The sequence below is a fragment of the Streptomyces sp. NPDC044061 genome (assembly GCF_056434305.1).
Map to the genome: position 1 here is coordinate 1 of NZ_JBWKFL010000010.1, position 21462 is coordinate 21462.

The 21462-nt window shown below is 71.7% G+C and carries 19 protein-coding genes and 1 riboswitch; of the genes, 16 read left to right on the forward strand and 3 right to left on the reverse strand.

What is annotated here, in order from left to right; genetic code table 11:
• Positions 1-147 precede the first annotated feature (147 nt).
• The 5 genes from dxs (at position 148) to AC07CM_RS17640 (ending at position 4810) form a co-directional block, all read left to right on the forward strand.
• Positions 148-2049, forward strand: a complete 1902-nt coding sequence (gene dxs, locus AC07CM_RS17620; RefSeq protein WP_478877291.1) for a 1-deoxy-D-xylulose-5-phosphate synthase — start codon at positions 148-150, stop codon at positions 2047-2049.
• Complete coding sequence (locus AC07CM_RS17625; RefSeq protein WP_478877292.1) at positions 2046-3431, forward strand: aspartate aminotransferase family protein; 1386 nt, start codon at positions 2046-2048, stop codon at positions 3429-3431. Before dxs ends, AC07CM_RS17625 begins: the two co-directional genes overlap by 4 nt.
• A gap of 305 nt (positions 3432-3736) precedes the next feature.
• Complete coding sequence (locus tag AC07CM_RS17630) at positions 3737-4009, forward strand: hypothetical protein (RefSeq protein ID WP_478877293.1); 273 nt, start codon at positions 3737-3739, stop codon at positions 4007-4009.
• Positions 4010-4079: 70 nt separating this feature from the next.
• The gene (locus AC07CM_RS17635; RefSeq protein ID WP_478877294.1) at positions 4080-4691 is read left to right on the forward strand and encodes a helix-turn-helix domain-containing protein; all 612 of its coding nucleotides are present in this window, start codon (positions 4080-4082) and stop codon (positions 4689-4691) included.
• Positions 4688-4810 carry a DUF6126 family protein gene (locus tag AC07CM_RS17640; protein WP_391331455.1) on the forward strand — a complete coding sequence of 41 codons (123 nt, stop codon included), beginning with the start codon at positions 4688-4690 and terminating at the stop codon, positions 4808-4810. The genes AC07CM_RS17635 and AC07CM_RS17640 overlap by 4 nt, the downstream gene beginning before the upstream one ends.
• A gap of 8 nt (positions 4811-4818) precedes the next feature.
• Here the strand turns inward: AC07CM_RS17640 and AC07CM_RS17645 are convergent, their stop codons facing one another.
• The gene (locus AC07CM_RS17645; protein WP_478877295.1) at positions 4819-5616 is read right to left on the reverse strand and encodes a tyrosine-protein phosphatase; all 798 of its coding nucleotides are present in this window, start codon (positions 5614-5616) and stop codon (positions 4819-4821) included.
• Positions 5617-5787: 171 nt separating this feature from the next.
• Between AC07CM_RS17645 and AC07CM_RS17650 the strand changes: the two genes are divergently transcribed.
• The 3 genes from AC07CM_RS17650 to AC07CM_RS17660 all read left to right on the forward strand — a co-directional run bounded on the left by AC07CM_RS17650 (position 5788) and on the right by AC07CM_RS17660 (position 10297).
• The gene (locus tag AC07CM_RS17650; RefSeq protein ID WP_478877508.1) at positions 5788-7887 is read left to right on the forward strand and encodes an alpha-galactosidase; all 2100 of its coding nucleotides are present in this window, start codon (positions 5788-5790) and stop codon (positions 7885-7887) included.
• 303 nt (positions 7888-8190) lie between these two features.
• Positions 8191-8354, forward strand: a riboswitch (cyclic di-AMP (ydaO/yuaA leader).
• A gap of 4 nt (positions 8355-8358) precedes the next feature.
• Entirely contained in the window at positions 8359-9291 is a 933-nt protein-coding gene (locus tag AC07CM_RS17655; protein ID WP_478877296.1) for a M23 family metallopeptidase, read from the forward strand.
• A gap of 220 nt (positions 9292-9511) precedes the next feature.
• On the forward strand, positions 9512-10297 hold the full coding sequence (locus AC07CM_RS17660) for an SGNH/GDSL hydrolase family protein (RefSeq protein ID WP_478877509.1): 786 nt from the start codon (positions 9512-9514) through the stop codon (positions 10295-10297).
• Positions 10298-10679: 382 nt separating this feature from the next.
• Here the strand turns inward: AC07CM_RS17660 and AC07CM_RS17665 are convergent, their stop codons facing one another.
• Together AC07CM_RS17665 and AC07CM_RS17670 are read right to left on the reverse strand one after the other, a co-directional pair.
• Positions 10680-11300 (reverse strand): TetR family transcriptional regulator C-terminal domain-containing protein, encoded by a 621-nt coding sequence (locus tag AC07CM_RS17665; protein ID WP_478877297.1) that lies wholly within the window; start codon positions 11298-11300, stop codon positions 10680-10682.
• 84 nt (positions 11301-11384) lie between these two features.
• The gene (locus tag AC07CM_RS17670) at positions 11385-12563 is read right to left on the reverse strand and encodes a Glu/Leu/Phe/Val dehydrogenase dimerization domain-containing protein (RefSeq protein WP_478877298.1); all 1179 of its coding nucleotides are present in this window, start codon (positions 12561-12563) and stop codon (positions 11385-11387) included.
• Between the two features lie 184 nt (positions 12564-12747).
• Here AC07CM_RS17670 and AC07CM_RS17675 point away from each other — a divergent pair, with 184 nt between their 5' ends.
• From AC07CM_RS17675 to tdh, 8 genes are all read left to right on the forward strand, one after another.
• A complete protein-coding gene (locus AC07CM_RS17675) occupies positions 12748-13941 on the forward strand; it encodes an MBL fold metallo-hydrolase (protein WP_478877299.1) in 1194 nt (397 codons plus the stop codon).
• 78 nt (positions 13942-14019) lie between these two features.
• The gene (locus AC07CM_RS17680) at positions 14020-15456 is read left to right on the forward strand and encodes a polysaccharide pyruvyl transferase family protein (RefSeq protein ID WP_478877300.1); all 1437 of its coding nucleotides are present in this window, start codon (positions 14020-14022) and stop codon (positions 15454-15456) included.
• A gap of 476 nt (positions 15457-15932) precedes the next feature.
• Positions 15933-18128, forward strand: a complete 2196-nt coding sequence (locus AC07CM_RS17685; protein WP_478877301.1) for a sensor histidine kinase — start codon at positions 15933-15935, stop codon at positions 18126-18128.
• A gap of 77 nt (positions 18129-18205) precedes the next feature.
• The gene (locus AC07CM_RS17690; RefSeq protein WP_478877302.1) at positions 18206-18640 is read left to right on the forward strand and encodes a roadblock/LC7 domain-containing protein; all 435 of its coding nucleotides are present in this window, start codon (positions 18206-18208) and stop codon (positions 18638-18640) included.
• 2 nt (positions 18641-18642) lie between these two features.
• Positions 18643-19014: a DUF742 domain-containing protein gene (locus AC07CM_RS17695; protein ID WP_478877303.1), complete on the forward strand. Its 372-nt coding sequence runs from the start codon at positions 18643-18645 to the stop codon at positions 19012-19014.
• Entirely contained in the window at positions 18992-19591 is a 600-nt protein-coding gene (locus AC07CM_RS17700; RefSeq protein WP_478877304.1) for a GTP-binding protein, read from the forward strand. Before AC07CM_RS17695 ends, AC07CM_RS17700 begins: the two co-directional genes overlap by 23 nt.
• A 61-nt stretch (positions 19592-19652) precedes the next feature.
• The gene (locus AC07CM_RS17705; protein WP_478877305.1) at positions 19653-20228 is read left to right on the forward strand and encodes a GAF domain-containing protein; all 576 of its coding nucleotides are present in this window, start codon (positions 19653-19655) and stop codon (positions 20226-20228) included.
• Positions 20229-20411: 183 nt separating this feature from the next.
• Positions 20412-21440, forward strand: coding sequence for an L-threonine 3-dehydrogenase (gene tdh, locus AC07CM_RS17710; protein ID WP_478877306.1), 1029 nt, complete (start codon positions 20412-20414; stop codon positions 21438-21440).
• Positions 21441-21462 lie beyond the last annotated feature (22 nt).

A 21462-nucleotide genomic window follows, 5' to 3' on the forward strand; every position in this document is an offset into this window, starting at 1 on the left:
AAGGGCCAGATCTTCGTCAAGGGCGAGGTCATCAAGACCGTCCCCGAGTCCAAGATCGTGGAGACCCTCATCGAGGAGGCCATGAAGCTCGCCGAACAGACGAAGTGAGTTGGTCAAGGCACGGCACGGACCGAGAGGGGGCCCAGCGTGACGATTCTGGAGAACATCCGGGGACCACGCGACCTGAAGGCGCTGTCCGAGGCGGAACTCGGTGAACTGTCCGAGGAAATACGTGAGTTCCTGGTGCACGCGGTGTCTAGAACCGGCGGTCATCTCGGACCCAATCTGGGGGTGGTGGAACTCTCCATCGCCCTCCACCGGGTCTTCGAGTCGCCCGTCGACCGCATCCTGTGGGACACCGGCCACCAGAGTTATGTGCATAAGCTGCTGACGGGACGTCAGGACTTCTCCAAGCTGCGCGGCAAGGGCGGCCTGTCCGGCTATCCCTCGCGCGAGGAGTCCGAGCACGACGTCATCGAGAACAGCCACGCCTCCACCGCACTGGGCTGGGCCGACGGCCTCGCCAAGGCCAACCAGGTGCAGGGGGAGAAGGGCCATGTGGTCGCGGTCATCGGCGACGGCGCGCTGACCGGCGGCATGGCCTGGGAGGCGCTGAACAACATCGCGGCCGCCAAGGACCGGCCGCTGATCATCGTCGTCAACGACAACGAAAGGTCGTACGCCCCGACCATCGGGGGCCTCGCCAACCACCTGGCCACGCTGCGCACCACCGACGGCTACGAGAAGGTCCTCGCCTGGGGCAAGGACGTCCTGCTGCGGACGCCGGTCGTCGGCCACACGCTCTACGAGTCCCTGCACGGCGCGAAGAAGGGCTTCAAGGACGCCTTCGCCCCGCAGGGCATGTTCGAGGACCTGGGCCTGAAGTACGTCGGCCCGATCGACGGCCACGACATCGGTGCCGTCGAGTCCGCGCTGCGGCGGGCGAAACGCTTCCACGGGCCGGTCCTGGTCCACTGCCTCACGGAGAAGGGCCGCGGCTACGAACCCGCCCTCGCCCACGAGGAGGACCACTTCCACACCGTCGGCGTGATGGACCCGCTCACCTGCGCGCCCCTCACGCCGTCCAACGGGCCGTCCTGGACCTCGGTGTTCGGCGACGAGATCGTCAGGATCGGGGAGGAACGGGAGGACGTCGTGGCGATCACGGCGGCCATGCTGCACCCGGTGGGCCTCGGCAGGTTCGCCGAGCGCTTCCCCGACCGGGTCTGGGACGTGGGCATCGCCGAGCAGCACGCGGCCGTGTCCGCGGCAGGCCTCGCCACCGGCGGCCTGCACCCGGTCGTCGCCGTCTACGCCACCTTCCTCAACCGCGCCTTCGACCAGCTGCTGATGGACGTGGCCCTGCACAGGTGCGGGGTGACCTTCGTGCTGGACCGGGCCGGCGTCACCGGTGTCGACGGGGCGTCGCACAACGGCATGTGGGACATGTCCGTCCTCCAGGTCGTACCCGGCCTCAGGATCGCCGCGCCGCGCGACGCCGAGCAGCTGCGCGCCCAGCTGCGCGAGGCCGTAGCCGTGGACGACGCGCCCACTTTGGTCCGCTTCCCGAAGGAGTCGGTGGGACCGGAGGTCCCGGCGGTCGGCCGCGTCGGCGGCATGGATGTGCTGCGCCGCGCCGAGCGCCCCGACGTGCTGCTGGTGGCCGTCGGCGTGATGGCGCCGGTGTGCCTGCAGGCCGCCGAGCTGCTGTCGGCGCGTGGCATCGACTGCACGGTGGTCGACCCGCGTTGGGTCAAGCCCGTGGACCCCGCGCTGCCGGGCCTGGCCGCCGGACACCGTCTCGTGGCCGTCGTGGAGGACAACAGCCGGGCCGCCGGCGTCGGTTCGGCCGTGGCGCTCGCGCTCGGTGACGCCGACGTGGACGTGCCGGTACGGCGGTTCGGCATCCCGGAGCAGTTCCTCGCCCACGCCAAGCGCGGCGAGGTGCTGGCCGACATCGGCCTCACGCCCGTCGAGGTCGCCGGCCGGATCGGCGCGAGCCTGGCCGTCAAGGACGCGGGGGGCACAGCCAAGGAGAAAGCTGAATGACCACCGAGTTCGACCTCGGCGCCCTCCTCGCCGAGCGCGGAGCCGAGCGCTACGAGCTGCACACGAAGTACCTGAATCCGCAGCTCCCGCGCATGCTGCACACCATCGGCTTCGACAAGGTCTACGAGCGCGCCGAGGGCGCCCACTTCTTCGACGCGGACGGCAACGACTACCTGGACATGCTCGCCGGGTTCGGGGTGATGGGCCTCGGCCGCCACCACCCGGTCGTCCGGCAGGCGCTGCACGACGTCCTGGACCTGAACCTCGCCGACCTCACCCGCTTCGACTGCCAGCCGCTGCCCGGCCTGCTCGCGGAGCGGCTGCTCGCCCACAGCCCGCACCTGGACCGGGTGTTCTTCGGCAACAGCGGCACCGAGGCGGTCGAGACCGCCCTGAAGTTCGCCCGGTACGCCACCGGCAGGACGCGCGTCCTCTACTGCGACCACGCCTTCCACGGCCTGACCACCGGCTCCCTGTCGGTCAACGGCGAGGACGGCTTCCGGGACGGCTTCGCCCCGCTGCTGCCCGACACCGCCGTACCCCTCGGCGATCTCGACGCACTGGCGAGGGAGTTGGGCAAGGGCGACGTCGCCGCACTGATCGTGGAGCCGATCCAGGGCAAGGGCGTGCACGAGGCACCGCCCGGCTATCTGCGCGCGGCCCAGGAGTTGCTGCACCGGCACAGGGCGCTGCTCATCGCGGACGAGGTGCAGACCGGCCTCGGGCGCACCGGCGACTTCTACGCCTACCAGCACGAGGACGGCGTCGAACCGGACCTGGTGTGCGTGGCCAAGGCGCTGTCCGGCGGCTACGTGCCGGTCGGCGCCACCCTCGGCAAGGACTGGATCTTCAAGAAGGTCTACTCGTCCATGGACCGCGTGCTGGTCCACTCGGCGAGCTTCGGGTCCAACGCCCAGGCGATGGCGGCCGGGCTTGCCGTGCTGTCGGTCATGGAGAACGAGCAGGTCGTCGCGGGGGTGCGCAGGACGGGCGACCTGCTGAAGACCCGGCTCGCCGCGCTGGTCGACAAGTACGAGCTGCTCGCCGACGTCCGCGGCCGCGGCCTGATGATCGGCATCGAGTTCGGCAAGCCCTCGTCGCTGAAGCTGCGCGGCCGCTGGGCCATGTTGCAGGCCGCCCGCAAGGGCCTGTTCGCCCAGATGGTGGTCGTACCGCTGCTGCAACGGCACCGGATCCTCACCCAGGTCTCCGGCGACCACCTGGAGGTGATCAAGCTCATCCCGCCGCTGGTCGTCGACGGGACCGACGTGGCCCGGTTCATGGACGCCTTCACGGCCGTGATGGACGACGCCCACAGCGGCGGCGGCCTGATGTGGGACTTCGGCAAGACCCTGATCAAGCAGGCGGTGGCCAACCGCTAGCACGTCCGTCCCTTCCGGCCGGGGCCGCCCGTGTGCTCCGGCCGGAAGGGACCGCGCCCGGTTGTCCGTCTCCTCGTCGACCTCGACGCGCGCGGACCGTACGAGCGGCGCCTCGCGGCGCCGGCCGCCTTCGCCGGACGGGACACCGCCTTCCTCGCCGAGCGGCCGGCCGACCCCGACGGGATCGTCACCGGCCACGCCCTGCGCACCGCCCGGGCCCTGCCCGGCCGGCCGACCAGGCCACGGAGACCGCCCCGCTCCTCGGACGCCTGCGGGATCCGGCGGACGCCCTGCAGGGCGCCGGAGTGGCAGCCGTGCTGCAGGTCGCGGGCCGGCTGCGGACCGACCGGGTGCACGGTGCCATGCCGACGCGTGGCGGGGCGCTGCTGGCGGCGGCCGACCGGCCGGCCCGGGAGGGCGGCCCCGTCACCGGTCTGCCGGCGGCCGGACTGGTGACCGGGGCGGGCGGCAGCCTCGGCTGGCCGGAGGAGTGGCGTTCGTCGCTGCGTCTGCTGCGCCGGCATCCGCACCCCGACGTACGCCACGAGGCGTACGGCACCATGACCATGAGCGAGTGATCTCAAGGAAGCGGTTTGCCTCTGAGGCAAGCAATTTGCCGCAGAGGCAAACGTCGGGCTCAATGGAGGCATGAACGCTTCCGAGTCGGGGCCCGCAGACGAGCTGCCCGCCGTCGCCCCACAGCTCCGTGCCCTGCGCAGGCGGACCGGCCTCACCCTGGAGGCCGCCGCCCGGTCCGCCGGGCTCTCGCCCGCCCACCTCTCCCGGCTGGAGACCGGGCAGCGCCAGCCGTCACTGCCGATGCTGCTCGCGCTCGCCCGTATCTACGGTACGACCGTCTCGGACCTGCTCGGCGAGACGGTCGCCGACCGGGACGCGGTCGTGCGCGCCGCCGACATGGAGCCGACCCACGCGGGCGGCTGGACGTACTTCCAGGCCGGAGCCCCCGGGCGCGGCATGCAGGCGCTGCGCGTCCGGGTGCCGTACGGCACCCAGGGCGACATCGTGCGCGTCCATCCGGGCGAGGAGTGGCTCCACGTCCTCAAGGGGCGGCTCAGGCTGCGCCTGGGGGACACCGCGCATCTGCTCGAGCCCGGCGACAGCGCGCACTTCGACTCGCTCACCCCGCACCGCCTCGCCGCCGAGGACCACGAAGGCGTCGAGCTGCTGTTCGTCCACACCCTGCTGCAGAGCCCCACGGCCACGCTGTGCCTGGGCCCCTTGACTGGAGAGCTGTCATGAGCAACTTCGAGGAGAAGTTCCCCCGCTCACTGTGGATCCGGCTGATCATCTACATCGCCGTCGGTCACCTCTTCGCCGCGTTCCTCTACCTGCTGTTCACGGTGGGCGCCAAGGGCTGACCGCCGGCTCAGTCCACCAGGCGCTCCCGCAGCCGCTCCCGGGCCTCGGAGGTGAGCCGCAGGCCCTCCTCGAAGTAGGTGTCGACGCCGCCCCACGTCTCCTCGATGCTCTGGAACGCCGCCGACAGGTACTCGGCGCGCGCGTCGAAGAGCGGGCTCAGCAGCTCCATGACCTCGGGCGTGTACGCGGTGTCCGCGCTGCCGTTGCGACGCACCTTGTAGCGGCGGTGCTTCGCGTTGGACTCCAGGTAGTCGGCGGTGATCGCCTCGCGCTCCACGCCCACGGCGAGGAGCGTGACGGCTATCGAGATGCCCGCGCGGTCCTTGCCGGCCGCGCAGTGCATCAGCGCCGGCACGCTGTCCTCGGCCAGCGCGTGCAGCACCCGCGAGTGCTCGGCGGTGCGCTCCTTGACGATCGTGCGGTACGAGGCGACCATCCGGGCCGCCGCCTTGCCGTCCGCGAGGATCGAGCGGAGCTGGTCGAGGTCGCCGTCGCGGACCATCTTCCAGAACTCGGCGCCGTCCGCCGGGTCGCTCAGCGGCAGGTTCAGATTCCGCACGCCCGGCAGCTCGACGTCGGGGCCCTCCAGCTTCTGGTCGGCCGCGTTGCGGAAGTCGAAGATCGTGTGCAGGCCCAGGGAGCCGAGGAAGGCGGCGTCCTCCCCGGTCGCGTGCGCGAGGTGACCGCTGCGGAACAGCACTCCGTGGCGCACCCGACGTCCGTCCACGGTCGGCAGTCCGCCCACGTCACGGAAGTTGCGCACTCCGGCCAGCTCGGGTTCGGTCGACGGGACCTGCTGCGTCACGGGGGCTCCTCCCGGTCGGCCCCGCCGGCGCGGCTCGTCGACGGGCGCTCCGTTGACGATACGACATCGATTTCCTGGGGCAATCAGTTGTCCACAGGCGTTGCCACCAGGGGTCACCGGGCCTAATGATGTTCGCACTTGAGCGGATCTGTTGGCACCTGTGAGGTCTCGATGGTGGACATCGCCGAAAACGGTCGTACGTGGCTCCTGTCGGGGCCCACCAGCAGCTACGCGCTGCATCTCACCGACGCGGACGAACTGCTGCACCTCCACTGGGGGCCACGGATCGCGCTCGCCGACGCCGAAGCCCTCGCGGTGAGCCCGCTGCCCCCCTACCGGCCCTTCGAGTCCCCGCTCGACGGCCGCGAGGAGTACCCCGTCGAGGGCGGCCCGCGCTTCACCCGCCCCGCCCTGTCCGTGCGCACCGACGAGCGGCGCGGCACCGAGTGGCGCTTCGTGTCGTACGACACCGACACCGACACCGACACCGACGGCGCCGAGGGCGACGGGCTGCGGCTGCGCTTCGACGACGACGGCGTGACGATCACCCTGGACTACCGGATGCGCGGCGACGTGGTGGAGCGCTGGGTGACCGTGGCCAACGGCGGCCACACGCGCGTGGAACTGCTGCGCGCCGACGCCGCCGCCTGGACCCTGCCCGAGCGCGAGGGCTGGCGGCTGTCCCAGCTGCACGGCCGCTGGGCCGCCGAGTCCCTGCTCACCACCGCACCCCTCACCTACGGCGAGAAGGTCGTCGGCAGCCGCCGCGGCCACACCGGCCACCAGCACCTGCCCTGGGTCGCGCTCGACACCGACGCGACAGAGGAGCGCGGCGAGGTCTACGGCTGCGCGCTCGGCTGGTCCGGCTCCTGGCGGATCGCCGTCGCCCAACTCCCCGACGCGCGCGTGCAGATCACCGGCGGCGCGGGCCACGACGACTCGGGCCTGCTGCTCCTGGAGCCGGGGGAGTCGTACACCACACCCGTCTTCGCGGGGCTGTGGAGCGACGGCGGTTTCGGCGGGGCCAGCCGCGCCTGGCACGCCTACCAGCGGGCGTACGTCATCCCGGACGCGGAGCGGGACCGGCCGGTGCTGTTCAACTCCTGGGAGGCGACCAACTTCGACATCTCCGAGGAGCAGCAGGCCGCCCTGGCCCGGCGGGCCGCCGCGATCGGCGTCGAGCTGTTCGTCGTGGACGACGGCTGGTTCGGCGCCCGCACCAGCGACCGGGCCGGGCTCGGCGACTGGACCCCCAACCCCGACCGCTTCCCGCACGGCCTCAAGCCCCTCGCGGACCAGGTGCACGGCCTCGGCATGCAGTTCGGCATCTGGGTCGAGCCGGAGATGGTCAACCCCGACAGCGAGCTCTACCGTGCTCACCCCGACTGGGTGCAGTACCAAACGGGTAGAAAGCGGACGGAACTACGCAATCAGCTCGTCCTCAACCTCGCCCGCGAGGACGTCCAGGAGTACCTCTGGGGGCAGTTGGACGCCCTCCTGTCCAGCGCCCCGATCGACTATGTGAAGTGGGACTTCAACCGCTGCTTCACCGACGCCGGCTGGCCCGGGGAGCCGTACCCGCAACGCCTGTGGGTCGACCACGTCCGGGCCCTGTACGCCCTGCTGGACCGGCTGCGCGCCGCCCATCCCCGGGTGGCCTTCGAGTCCTGCTCGGGCGGGGGTGGCCGGATCGACCTCGGCGTGCTGGGCCGCACCGACCAGGTGTGGACCTCCGACAACACCGACCCGCTCGACCGGCTCGCCATCCAACACGGCTTCAGCCAGATCCACCCCGCCCGGGTCATGGCCGCCTGGGTCACTGACAGCCCGAACACCCAGCTCAACGGCCGGGTCAGCTCCCTGCGGTTCCGTTTCGTCAGCTCGATGGCCGGGGTGCTCGGCGTCGGCGGCGACCTCACCGAGTGGACCGAGGGGGAGCTGTCCGAGGCCCGGCGGTGGGTGGATCTGTACAAGGAGATCCGCCCGGTGGTCCAGCATGGCGAGCTGTACCGGCTGCGGCCTCCGACGGGTGGACTGAGTGCCGTCCAGTACGTCCTCGGGGACGAGACCGTGGTCCTCGCCTGCCTCCAGGCGCAGAGCTACGGCGAGCCGGTGCCTGCGCTACGGCTCCGCGGACTCGACCCCACGGTGTCGTACGAATGCCGCGAAACGGGCGAAGTGCACCGGGGTGCGGTTCTGTTGCATCACGGGCTGCGCACCGGGCTGAAGGGCGACCTGGATGCGACGGTTCTCCGACTACACCGCATCTGAGCCTCTCTGTCCGAATTGCAGCCTTCATTCCAACTCGCTCTGGAATGAGGAGGCGTGGAAAGGTGGCGCGTGAGGAGCGTCATATTCGTGACCGTGCGTCGCGCGTCATGTGCACGTAATTTCCGCGATGGCAGGGAACATTGAAAACGTCAGGATTCGGGAATTCACGGAGAGTGACCGTGAATTCCCGAATTCGATCAGCTGGAGCACTCTCGTCACGAACCGGCTGCTTGTCCGGGTGCGTCTCGCTCGCTTACGTTCGCCACCAATCCGGACGGAACGCCGAATCCTGCCGCCGCCCGGAGTCCCCACACACTTGACCCGTGCTCGGCAGGAGCGGGGGACCCACCAGGTACGACTGCCTGTCCCGGTCCCGGGGCGCAGGCTCGGGGTGCAGCCGCGCATGTGCGGCCGGGCGGCTCCAGCCCGAACCCGACAGCTCACCTCGCAGGCGTCGGAGAGGAATGCGCCATGCCCGCGAAGGGTAAGCACCGACGCCCCAAGAGCCGGCGTTTCAGCCGCTCCATCGCCGCCGCCGGCACCGGCGGTGCCGCACTGGCCCTGCCGCTGATCGGGGCCACCGGAGCGCACGCCGCCACCCCGCAGTCAGTTTCCCGAAATGCCACGCAGTCCCTTCCGGCCGTGGAAAAGGCGGTCGTGAAGAATGCCGTCGCGCAGCCGAATTCGGGCGTGCGCAGCTACACGGTGAAGTCCGGTGACTGCCTGGCGAAGATCGCCGACGAGCAGCACGTCGGCGGCGGCTGGCAGCGGCTCTACGAGGACAACCGGCCGGCCGTCGGCGCGGATCCGTCGCTGATCCACACGGGTCTGAAGCTGTCCCTCGGCGCGAAGGCGGCGACGGCGCACACCGAGTCCTCCGCGGCCTCGCGGGGGGCCCAGCGGCCGAAGGTGACCGCCTCGGCGCCGGCGACCCCCTCGGCCGCCCTCTCGGCGTCGGCGGCCCCGGCGGCGCAGGCCGCCCCCGCCACCTCCACCGGCTACACCCTCCCGGTCACCGGCGCCACCGTCGGCACCGCCTACCACGTGGCCGGCAGCATGTGGTCCAGCGGCTACCACACCGGCGTCGACTTCGTCGTGCCGACCGGCACCCCCGTGAAGGCCGTCGCCGCCGGCACCGTCGTCTCCGCCGGATGGGGCGGCGCGTACGGCAACCAGGTCGTCATCAAGCTGAACGACGGCTACTACGCCCAGTACGGCCACCTCTCCCAGCTCTCCGTCTCGGCCGGCCAGACCGTGACCGCGGGCCAGCAGCTGGGTCTGTCGGGCGCCACCGGCAACGTGACCGGCCCGCACCTGCACTTCGAGATCCGCACCACGCCCAACTACGGTTCGGACATCGACCCGGTCGGCTACCTCCGCTCGCACGGCGTCGCCGTCGGCTGACCGCCACCGCGCACACCTTCTCCCTGACGCACCGAAGGCCGGACCCTCGATCCCCGGGTCCGGCCTTCGGTGTGTCCGTGGGTCGTATTCCCAGTTGAGGCCTGTTGGCGAAGTGGCTTATCTCACCGCCCGTCAACCCCTTATTACGGTCGCGTAGGTCACATCCGAAGGTGAATCATGGTCCGACGTGGCAGACGATTCGAAGAATGACAGCAGATCAGTGATCGGGTCGTACGTAGCGGTGGGGGACAGCTTCACCGAGGGCGTCGGCGACCCCGGCCCCGACGGGGCCTTCGTGGGCTGGGCCGACCGGTTCGCGGTACTGCTCGCCGACCGGCGGCCCGAGGGCGACTTCGCGTACACCAACCTGGCGGTGCGCGGGAAGCTGCTCGACCAGATCGTGGCCGACCAGGTTCCGCAGGCCGTCGAACTCGCCCCGGACCTCGTCTCCTTCTGTGCGGGGGGCAACGACATCATCCGGCCCGGCACCGACCCGGACGAGGTGGCCGAGCGCTTCGAGCGGGCCCTTGCGCGGCTCACCGGCGTCGCGGGCACCGTCCTGGTGACGACCGGCTTCGACACCCGTGGCGTGCCCCTGCTCAAGCACCTGCGCGGCAAGATCGCCACCTACAACGGGCACGTCCGCGCCATCGCCGACCGGTACGGCTGTCCCGTGCTCGACCTGTGGTCGCTGAAGTCCATTCAGGACCGCAGGGCCTGGGACGACGACCGGCTGCACCTCTCGCCCGAGGGGCACACGCGCGTGGCGCTCCGCGCCGGGCAGGCCCTCGGCCTCGACGTCCCGGCCGACCCGGAGCAGGCCTGGCCGCAGCTCCCGCCCCGGGGCACCCTGGAGATCCGTCGCGACGACGTCCACTGGGCCCGCGAGTACCTCGTCCCGTGGATCGGCCGTCGGCTGCGCGGCGAGTCCTCCGGGGATCATGTGACGGCGAAGGGCACCCTGTCGCCGGACGACATCAAGATGCGGATCGCGTCGGTGGCGTAACGGGCGTCGTGGCCCCGTACCGCGCGCCCGCCGGTGCGGGGCACGCTCATGCGGCCGTCCGGGCGGGGCGGCTCAGCGCACCGTCCGGTCAACGCCTCCTGAGGCAACGCGGTTTCCCGGGCGGGTGTCGACCGTTGGGTCCTCGGTGGGGTGACGGGTGTGGTGGCCCTGTAGCGGCCGTCCGGTGGTGCGGGGCGTGGTCGTGCGGTCGCCCGGGCGGGCCGGCTGAGCGCGCTCGCCTGGTCGACTCCTTTTGGGGCAACGCGGTTTCCCGGGCGGGTGTCGACCGTTGGGTCCTGGGTGGGGTGACGGGTGTGGTGGCCCTGTAGCGGCCGTCCGGTGGTGCGGGGCGCGGTCGTGCGGCCACCCGGGGCGGGGCGGCTCAGCGTACCCGTCCGGTCAACGCCTCCCGGGGCAGCCCGAGTTCCCGAGCCAGGGCGTCGTCCACCCAGCGCTGGGCCCGGGAGCGTGGCACCGCGCCCGGGTACGACGTCAGCTGCACCGCGAGCCCGTCGAGAAGCGCGGTGAGGCGCAGGGCCGCCCCCGCCGGGTCCGCGCACTCGAACTCACCCGCCGCCACGCCCTCCGCGACGACCTCGGCGATCGCCGCCTTCCACTGCTTGTCCAGGTCGCGGGTGACCTCCCGCAGCGCGGGCTCGCGCAGCGCCACCGCCCAGCCCTCGATCCACAGCCGCCAGCCCTTGGCCTGCCCCGTGGGCGCGTACCAGCGCACCGCCGCCCGCAGCCGGCGCAGCGCGGAGGTGCGCCGGCCCAGCAGCGCCCGCAGCCGCGCCAGGTCGCCCTCGGCCGCGTAGGCGAACGCGGCGGCGACCAGCTTCTCCTTCGACGAGAAGTGGTACAGCACCAGCGCGTTGCTCACACCGAGGGCGGAGGCCACGTCGGCGATCCGCACCGCCGTCACGCCCCGCACCTCGATCTGCTCGATGGCGGCACGCAGCAACTCCTCGCGCCGCTCCGCCACGCTCAACCGCACTCTCGCCACGCGGTCACCCTAGTCCGTCGCTCAGGGCCCGGCCGAAGGGACCTGCTCTCTCCGGCCACTTCGCGTGCCGCCGGCCGGGCCGCCTCAGCGGTACCAGCCGAAGCGTTCCGCGATCACCGGCAGGCGGTCCGTGACCAGGGCGTGGGCGGCGGCGCGCGGCGTGGACCGGTCGGCCTCCGCGCGGGCGAGCACCAGCCCGGTCAGGGCGCGCATCGAGCGGCGGATGTGCGCGAACGCCTCGTCGGCGTCCGGGCCGATGTCACCGAACAGCGTCCACCACCACCAGGCGTTCGTGGCCGAGTTGACCACCACGTCCGGCAGCACGGTCACCCCGCGTGCGGCCAGCGGCGCCTCCGCCTCGGGCAGCACGGGCATGTTGGCGGCCTCGACGATCCAGCGGGCGGTGATCCGTTCCTGCTCCGCGGCGCCGATCGCGTACGACACCGCCGCCGGCACCAGCACCTCCGCGTCGGCGGACAGCCATGCGTCACCGGGCAGTTCACGGTCGCCGCGGCGCAGCACACCGCGGTCGACGGTGCCGTACCCGTCCCGCGCCGCCAGCAGCGCCTCCACGTCCAGGCCCTCCGGGTTGGCGAGAGTCCCCTTGATGTCGGCCACGGCGACGACCGTGAGGCCCGCGCGCGCGAGGAAGCGTGCCGTGGCCCCGCCCATGGTCCCCAGCCCCTGCACGGCCACGCGGGTGCCCCGGTGCGGCACCGACGCCCGGTCCAGGGCCGTCAGCACCGACTCGGCGACCCCGCAGCCGCCCGCCAGCTCGTCCAGTCCGATGCCGTCCACCGAGACCGCGAAGGCGTCGGCGAGCCGCTTCCTGGCCGCCGTCTCGTCGTCCAGCAGCGGGTACACCGCCTGGACGGAGGAGATCAGGCCCGCCTCCGCCGCCGCGCGGTCCACCAGGTCCTGGGTGAGCCCGAGGTCCTCGCCGGTCGTCCAGAAGCCCTCGATGTACGGCCGCATGGCGCGCAGGTAGCGCACGAGCAGCCCGTACGCCCCGGGGTCCCGTGGATCGCAGTCGATGCCGCCCTTGGCGCCGCCGAGCGGGATGTAGCGGCCCTCGGGGTCGTAGTGCAGGGCCTCCTTCATCGTCATGCCGCGGGCGAGTCCGGCGACCTCCTCCAGCGTGCAGCCGGGCCGCATCCGCAGCCCGCCGCTGGCCACGCCCCGCACCAGCCGGTCGACGACCAGGAAGCCCTGGCGGCCGGTGACGTGGTCGGTCCACACGAGCGACATCAGGGGGGCGGTCATGGGGTCTCCCGGAAGCCTGTTACTGAATCGCCAGTCAGTATTCGGAGTGAGTGGGCGCCCTGTCAAAGGCGCCGGAGCGGTGCCAGAAGTTGCGCGCGGGCACCGCTCCGTGACCCCGGCGATCGAGGTCTGTCGGAGGGGCCGACCATAATGGAGGGCCTCAGCCACTCCACCTGGAGGTACCGTGACCGGTTTGCGTTCCCAGAGCTTCGGGCTCAGCGTGCTGCGGCCCGCGGCCTTCGGCGCGGATCCGGGTGGTGAGCGGCTCGCGCGCATCCGCCGGTCCCCTCACTTCAAGGACGGTGTCTTCCAGAACCCCGGCGGCACGGCCCGTACCCGGCCCTCCGGGTCCACGCTGGACTTCGCCAAGGTGTTCTTCGACAAGGACATCCGGCCCCTGCGCACTCCTCGCGGCACCCTCCCGGTGCACGCCACCACCTTCGCCGACCTCGCCAAGCCGCCCGCCACCGGGCTGCGGGTGACCTGGATGGGCCACTCCAGCGTGCTCGCGGAGATCGACGGACACCGCGTGCTGTTCGACCCCGTCTGGGGCGAGCGCTGCTCCCCATTCCCCTTCGTCGGGCCCAAGCGGCTGCACCCGGTGCCGCTGCCGCTGGCCGCGCTCGGCCCGGTCGACGTGGTGGTCATCTCGCACGACCACTACGACCACCTGGACATGCCCACGATCAAGGCACTGGCCGGCACCGACACGGTGTTCGCCGTGCCGCTCGGAGTCGGCGCCCACCTCGAGCACTGGGGCGTTTCCCCGGACCGGCTGCGCGAACTCGACTGGCACGAGTCCACCAGGATCGGCGGCCTCACCCTCACCGCCACCCCGGCCCGCCACTTCTGCGGCCGGGGCCTGCGCAACACCCAGCACACCCTGTGGGCGTCCTGGGCCGTCGCCGGCGAGGAGCACCGGATCTACCACAGCGGCGACACCGGCTACTTCGAGGGCTTCAAGGACATCGGCGCGGGCCACGGCCCGTTCGACGTCACGATGATCCAGGTCGGCGCGTACAGCGAGTTCTGGCCCGACATCCACATGACTCCCGAGGAGGGCCTGCGCGCCCACCTCGACCTCCAGGGCGGAGCACCGCACGGCGTGCTGCTGCCGATTCACTGGGGCACCTTCAACCTGGCCCCGCATGCCTGGGCCGAACCCGGCGAGTGGACCAAGGAGGCAGCCGAGGAGGCCGGCCAGGCGGTGGCGCTGCCGCGGCCCGGCGAGCCCTTCGAGCCCGCCGGCAAGCTCCCGGCGGACGCGTGGTGGCGATCCGTTTCGGAGCCCGTCGCACACCTGCGGCGTCGGACCGAAAGGCTGCGGACCGCCTCGGAGGTCACCCGGACGGACGTCGACCTGGCCGGGGAGCGGTGACTCCGGAAGATGCACCATGAAAGAAAAGCTGGTGCAAGGATTCCGTAAAGGCATCACCAAGCGCTAGCATCCCGCGCTGTGAAGCGCATTCTGATGCAGGCCGGCAACGCCCCCTTCGACGTGCCCACCATCGAAAGCACGCTGGTGCGCAACAGTATCCGGGGCAACGTCGGCAATCTGATGTACACCAACGCCGCCTACCGGCACATGGCCGTGCCGGGTGCCGAAATACGGGTGGACACGACGCACTTCGCCGAACTCAAGACCGCGGACGCCGACCGCATCAACGACGAATGCGACGTCTTCGTGCTTCCGATGGCCAATGCCTTCAAGTCGAAGTTCGTTCCGCACCTGCACATCCTCGCCGACCTCATCGGCAGGCTGAAGGTGCCCGTGGTCGTGTTCGGTGTCGGCGCACAGGCGAAACTGGATTACGACACCGCGTTCCTGAAGCCCGTCGACGAGGCCGTCAAACGGTTCATCGGCGCGGTGCTGGACCGTTCGGCGTCCGTCGGCGTGCGGGGCGAGTTCACCGAGCGCTATCTCGGCGAACTGGGCTTCCGCGACGTCGACGTCATCGGATGCCCCTCGACGTACTTCCGGGGTCCGCGCCACCGGATCGACCATCCGGGCGGGCGGCTGCTGCCCGAGGACGCCCGGATCGCGCTGTCCACCGCTCTGCGGCTCGCGAACGCGGAACTCGCCTCGGCCGTCAACGACTCCATCCTCCGGCGGTATCCCGGCCTCACCTATTTCGCCCAGGAGGGCCGGGACCTCCAGACGCTCTACTGGGGTGACACCTCGGTCGCCGCCCGGCAGTTCATGCCGATGCCCGACCTCTGCTCCCACCCGCTGATCCGCTCGGCCGACGTGTGCGTGCCCCTGGAGCCGCACAGCTGGACGGACGCGCTCGGTCGCTACGACTTCGCGGTCGGAACCCGCATTCACGGCAATATCGCCGCGCTGGTCGCCGGCACCCCGGCGTTCGTGTTCGCCCACGACTCACGAACGCTCGAACTGGCCCGCTACCACCACATCCCGCACCGGGTCCTCACCGACCTGGATGCCGGCGTGGACCTCGCGAGCCTGTACGCGGAGGCCGACTACACGGCCTTCGACGAGCATTACGACGAAGGCTTCCGGCGCCTGCTCGACTTCATGAGGAAGAACGGCCTCGACAACACCTACGAGGACGGGGACGGCGGCCAGGAATACGACAGGAGGGTCCTGGCGGCGGAATTCCCCCCGCCGTTCCGCCGCACCCATGCCGAGAGCGTCGACGACCTGCTCTTCCGTATCACCCTGCTCAGGGAGCAGAACAAGTCGGTCGCGCGGCAGGCCGCCAGGGCGGAGAAGAAGGCCGCCGCCCAGGCGGCCCACATCAAGAAGCTCGAGGCGGAACTCACCGCGCAACGGGAGTCCGGCGAGAAGCGGCTCCGCGCGCTCGAGGCGCAGGCGAGGAACCGCCTGCCCACCCAGGCCAGGCGGTTGGTCAAGCGGCTCGCCTCGAAGTGAGCTGGCCCGCCGCGGGACCTGACGGTCTGCCTGGAACATCAGCCCACGGGTGACCGAAGGTGACGGAACTCGTGCCGCCCACGTCACGGCATCCGTCGCCCGCGGGCCGGGACGGCAGACCGACCGGGTCCCGGAACCCGACCGTCGGACACCCTCGGAGGCCGGTGCGCACACTTGTGCGCACCGGCCTCACTGCTTGCTCGTGACCGGTTCTGACCAGGTCAGATCGTTTCCGTTCTTCTTTGTCGCGCCGATCCGGCGCGGTTATCGGTCTGTCGTACGACGCCTCATACCAGAGCGGGACGCTCTCCGGGTGACTTTGTCAACTGCCCACCGCACATGATGCGCACGCGACTACTGTGAGTGGCCGTCGGACGACGCAGGGCCCGAACCGGCCGGCTCTCCCGCCCGGCACCGCGAGGCGCGTGCGTGCACGCGCGAGGAATCAGGACCGACGGACCAGTACGAGGACGCAGATGTCTCACCTCCGTGCACCGGCCGCCCGTGCCGACCGCCGTGAGGGCGGCCGGCACGGCCGACCGGTCGCCCGACCCGCTCCCGCACTGCCCGAGACGCCCATACGGCCACAGCTCATGCGGCTCGCCGTGCTCCCGCCCGTCGCGGTGGCGCTCAGCGCCAGCGCGGCCGTCCTGTTCAGCATCCGCTCCACCGGCGCCCGCCCCGGGCCCACCCTGTGGGCCGTGCTCGCCGGAGCGGTCGCGGTGACCGTGGCGGGCATCCTGATCGCCGCCGTCGCCGCGGACCGCGCCGCACGCGTCGTGAGCGACCGCGTCGGCGCCCTGCGCCGCAGCGCCGCCCGCGGCGAGGCCGACCTGCGCGCACTCGTCGAGGCACTGCGCCACGGCGAGACCCCGCCACAGCGTGGGCCGCGCCGGGGGCCGCCCGAGGACGCCGACGACTTCGAACTGCTCGCCGCCGACCTGGCCCGCGCGCACGACGGCGCCGTCACCGCCGTCGTGCGGGCCGCCCAGCTCTCCAGCCAGGCGGGCAGCGAGCAGAAGCTCGAGGTCTTCGTCAACCTCGCGCGGCGGCTGCAGTCCCTGGTGCACCGGGAGATCTCGATCCTGGACGACCTGGAGAACGAGATCGAGGACCCCGACCTGCTCAAGGGCCTCTTCCACGTCGACCACCTGGCCACCCGGATCCGGCGGCACGCCGAGAACCTCGCGGTGCTCGGCGGCGCCGTCTCCCGCCGGCAGTGGAGCAACCCGGTGTCCATGACCGAGGTGCTGCGCTCGGCCATCGCCGAGGTCGAGCAGTACTCCCGGGTCAAGCTGGTGCCGCCCGTCGACGGCGAACTGCGCGGGCACGCGGTGGCCGACGTCATCCACCTGCTCGCCGAACTCGTCGAGAACGCCACGGTGTTCTCCGCCCCGCACACCCAGGTGCTGCTCCGCGCCAACCTCGTCACCTCCGGGCTCGCCGTGGAGGTCGAGGACCGCGGACTGGGCATGCCGGTCGGCGAGCAGAGCAGGATGAACGCCCTGCTCGCCGACCCCGACCAGGTCAATGTCGCGAGCCTGCTCGCCGATGGCCGTATCGGCCTCTACGTCGTCTCCCAGCTCGCGCGCCGCCACGGCATCACCGTGCGCCTGCAGACCAACATCTACGGCGGGGTGCAGGCCGTACTCGTCGTGCCACAGGCGTTGCTGGGCACGGCGCCGGGCGCACCCGGTGCGCTGACGCAGCCTCAGGACCCCGCCGCGACCGGCCAGTTGCCGGTACCTCGGTCCCCTTCTCCGCACACGTCCGGGGGAGTCGGCCCCGGCGGCGGAATCCCCGCGCAGAGCACCCGGGCCGACGAGGCGCGGGGGGTCACGGCCGACGCCGGGACCGGCGAGGGACACCCCGGAGCCGGCGGCAACCGGCCGGAGCCCGCGACCGGGACACGGGCCGCAGGCCGGGGCGGGACCGGACAGGCCCCGGCCGCCGGCCGGCGACGGCACGCGCAGCGCGGGTCCGGACGGAGCGCCGCCCGGAACGTGGCCGCACAGAACGGCGCCGAGGACCAGGGTCCGCCGCCCGCGCTCCCCGTGCGCGGCGCCCACGAGCAGCGGCCCAACCCCGCCGAGGCCGTGCCGGGCATCAGCGCCGGGGACCGGCCGGCGGTCGGGGCCCACGAGGGCACCCTGCCCACACCGCGCGGCGGCCCGGTGCGCGGCACCATGGACCGGCCCCAACTGCCCCGCCGGCGCGCCCAGGAGCACATCGTCCCCCAACTGCGCGGCGGTCCCGTCCCCCGGCAGGACGGGGACACCGTGCCCGGGCACGACCCCGGCCTGATGGCGGCCTTCCAGCGCGGGATCGGGCTCGCCGAGGCACAGCAGACCATGGAGCCGGCGTACGGGGATCCACTCCATGGGGATTCCGCACACGGGGCGTCCGAGCACCCCGATCCCGCGCACATGGGCTCCGCCCACATGGGCACCGTGGGCCCCGCCCCCATGACACCGGCGACGGTATCGCCCCATGGGCACTCCACACACACGGACGCACGTCCAGTGGACGTACTCCCCATGGACGCGAACCCCATGGCCGGACACCCCATGAGCGCCGGCCCCCTGGAGCCGGCGCCCATACCCCAGGCGCACGCCCACACGCCCGCATCCGAGGGCACCGGCCGAACCGACGGGAGCGCACCGGCCGGATGACCGCCCTCTCCAGTCCCGTACCGACCCCCACCCCCAGCGCTCCCGCAGACCTTCGTACCCCAAGGAGTCGATCCACCATGGCCAGCGATGCGCCGACCGCCCAGGCATCCGACCTCGACTGGCTGCTGAGCGGCCTCGTGCAGCGCGTACCACACACCACCAGCGCGGTACTCCTGTCCTGCGACGGACTGGTGAAGTCCGTGCACGGCCTCGACGCCGACAGCGCCGACCACATGGCGGCCCTCGCCTCCGGCCTGTACTCCCTCGGCCGCAGCGCGGGCGTCCGGTTCGGCGACGGCGGAGACGTCCGCCAGGTCGTCGTGGAACTCGACTCGACGCTGCTGTTCGTCACCACCGCCGGCTCCGGCACCTGCCTCGCCGTGCTCGCCGGCCGCGAGGCCGACGCCGCCGTGCTCGGTTACGAGATGGCGATGCTGGTCAAGAGCGTCCGCCCGTACCTGGTGACCGCGCCCCGGCAGCACGCCGTCGAATCCACGGCGACGAGGCCTTGAGCGTGGCCGCAGCCGGCGACGGGCCCTGGCTCGACGACGCGGCCGGACGGCTGGTGCGCCCCTTCACGGTCAGCAACGGACGCACCAAGCCCACCATCGCCCTCGACCTGATGTCGCAGGTGATGGCCACCGGTGTCACCCCGCTCGGCTACCTCGGCCCCGAGCACGGCCAGGCACTCGACCTGTGCCGCGCGCCCGTCTCGGTGGCCGAGGTCGCCGCGCACCTCAAACTGCCCGCAGTGGTCACCAAGGTGCTGCTCTCGGACCTCGTCGACTGCGGGGCGCTGACCACCAAGCCCCCCGCGTTCCACCACAACCCGACTGACCGGTCTCTGCTGGAGGCAGTGCTCGATGGACTACGACGACAGCTCTGACCCGTTCCCGACCGCCCTGAAGATCCTGGTGGCGGGCGGGTTCGGGGTCGGCAAGACGACCTTCGTGGGAGCGGTCAGCGAGATCGCCCCGCTCAGCACCGAGGAGCTGCTCACCACGGTCAGCGCCGCCACGGACAACCTCGACGGCATCGAGAACAAGGTCGAGACGACGGTCGCCATGGACTTCGGCCGGATCACCCTCGACCCGGAGCACGTCCTGTACCTGTTCGGCACGCCGGGGCAGGAGCGGTTCTGGTTCATGTGGGACGAGCTGTCGGAAGGCGCGCTCGGCGCGGTCATCCTCGCCGACACCCGCCGCCTGGAGGAGTGCTTCGCGGCCGTGGACTTCTTCGAGGAGCGCGGACTCGCCTTCATCATCGCCGTCAACGAGTTCGACGGCGCCCACCGCTACGGCCCGGAGGAGGTGCGCACGGCCCTCGACCTCGACCCCGGGGTCCCCGTCATCCGCTGTGACGCCCGCATCTCCAGCTCCGGCGTGCAGACGCTGCTCACCCTCGTACGCCACCTGATCGCCCACGCCCCGGCGCACGCGCCGAGCCACGGCGCCCACATGTGATCCCGCCATACCGCACACGGAGCCGCCATATGAGGTATGTCCACACCGACGGAGCCCGGCCATGAGCTACGAGCCGCCCCGTCCGGTCCGGGGTCTGCTGCTCACCCCCGAGGACAAGGAGGCACCCGCGCGCGTCTCCAGGCTGCGCCGACTCGGCCTGGGGAATCGGCCCGAACCCGTTCTCGACGCCTTCGCGGACCATCTCGCCCGGCTGACGGGGGCGCCGTACGCCATGGTCAACTTCATCGGCGAGGACCACCAGTTCTTCGCGGGCCTGTGCACCCCGACGATCGCGCCGGTGGTCCGGGAGGACGGCAGCAGGCCCGAGGTCGGCCGGGTCCTGCCGCGCGACCACGGCTTCTGCCCCCATGTGGTGGTCCGCCGCAAGGCCCTGGTGCTGGAGGACGTCCGCGACTACCCCCGCTTCGCCGGGAATCCGGTCGTCGACGAGCACGGCATCCGGTCCTATCTCGGCGCCCCGATCATCGACGGCTCCGGCATGGCGCTCGGCACCGTGTGCGCCTTCGACGTCGCGCCCCGGGCCTGGGGACGGTCGGGCCTGGAGACCATCAAGGCCCTGGCCACCGAACTGGCCGTACGGATCGAGCGGTCCGCGAACGACGGGCTGCCGATCTGAGTGACGGCCGCGCCGGGCGGCGACCGGGGGGCGTGAAGGAAAGCTGAGGCGGCGGTTAAGAAAAGCTCGATGGACCCCGGCCCAGGCATAGGGCAGATTGCATGGTGATTCCACCCCTCTGACCCGGTGCGGGCTTCTTCGGCATGTCCGCGGGCCGGGACCTCACCCACAGGAGCCGTAGCGTTGAAGGCGCTGGTCAAGGAGAAGGCGGAGCCCGGGCTCTGGCTCGCGGACGTCCCGGAGCCCACCATCGGTCCCGGTGATGTGCTGATCAAGGTCATGCGGACCGGTATCTGCGGCACCGACCTGCACATCCGGGCCTGGGACGGCTGGGCGCAGCAGGCCATCACCACTCCGCTGATCCTCGGGCACGAGTTCGTCGGGCAGGTCGTGGAGACCGGCCGGGACGTCAGCGACATCCGGGTCGGCGACCGGGTGAGCGGTGAGGGGCACCTGGTGTGCGGCAAGTGCCGCAACTGCCTGGCCGGCCGCCGCCACCTGTGCCGGGCCACCGTCGGCCTCGGCGTCGGCCGGGACGGTGCGTTCGCCGAGTACGTCGCGCTGCCCGCGTCCAACGTCTGGGTGCACCGCGTCCCCGTCGACCTCGACGTCGCCGCGATCTTCGACCCGTTCGGCAACGCCGTGCACACCGCGCTGTCCTTCCCGCTGGTCGGCGAGGACGTCCTGATCACCGGCGCGGGCCCGATCGGCCTGATGGCAGCGGCCGTCGCCCGGCACGCCGGCGCCCGCAACGTCGTCATCACCGACGTCAGCGAGGAGCGCCTGGACCTCGCTCGCAAGATCGGCGTGAGCCTCGCCCTGAACGTCTCGCGGTCCTCCATCGCCGACGGACAGCGGGAGCTGGGGCTGCGCGAGGGTTTCGACATCGGCCTGGAGATGTCCGGCCGTGCCGAGGCCATGCGGGACATGATCGCCAACATGACGCACGGCGGCCGGATCGCCATGCTCGGCCTGCCGTCCGAGGAGTTCCCGGTCGACTGGGCCCGCATCGTCACCTCGATGATCACCATCAAGGGCATCTACGGCCGTGAGATGTTCGAGACCTGGTACGCGATGTCGGTCCTGCTGGAGGGCGGCCTGGACCTCGCCCCCGTGATCACCGGCCGGTACGGCTACCGGGACTTCGAGGCCGCCTTCGCCGACGCCGCGAGCGGCACCGGCGGCAAGGTCATCCTGGACTGGACCGCGTAACCCCCGTCTTCCGTCAGCACCT

Coding starts and splice junctions, on each gene's coding strand:
- AC07CM_RS17625 (WP_478877292.1), top strand. CDS start 2,046: ATGACCACCGAGTTCGACCTCGGCGCCCTCCTCGCCGAGCGCGGAGCC.
- AC07CM_RS17635 (WP_478877294.1), top strand. CDS start 4,080: ATGAACGCTTCCGAGTCGGGGCCCGCAGACGAGCTGCCCGCCGTCGCC.
- AC07CM_RS17640 (WP_391331455.1), top strand. CDS start 4,688: ATGAGCAACTTCGAGGAGAAGTTCCCCCGCTCACTGTGGATCCGGCTG.
- AC07CM_RS17650 (WP_478877508.1), top strand. CDS start 5,788: ATGGTGGACATCGCCGAAAACGGTCGTACGTGGCTCCTGTCGGGGCCC.
- AC07CM_RS17655 (WP_478877296.1), top strand. CDS start 8,359: ATGCCCGCGAAGGGTAAGCACCGACGCCCCAAGAGCCGGCGTTTCAGC.
- AC07CM_RS17670 (WP_478877298.1), bottom strand. CDS start 12,563: ATGACCGCCCCCCTGATGTCGCTCGTGTGGACCGACCACGTCACCGGC.
- AC07CM_RS17685 (WP_478877301.1), top strand. CDS start 15,933: ATGTCTCACCTCCGTGCACCGGCCGCCCGTGCCGACCGCCGTGAGGGC.
- AC07CM_RS17690 (WP_478877302.1), top strand. CDS start 18,206: ATGGCCAGCGATGCGCCGACCGCCCAGGCATCCGACCTCGACTGGCTG.
- AC07CM_RS17700 (WP_478877304.1), top strand. CDS start 18,992: ATGGACTACGACGACAGCTCTGACCCGTTCCCGACCGCCCTGAAGATC.
- AC07CM_RS17705 (WP_478877305.1), top strand. CDS start 19,653: ATGAGCTACGAGCCGCCCCGTCCGGTCCGGGGTCTGCTGCTCACCCCC.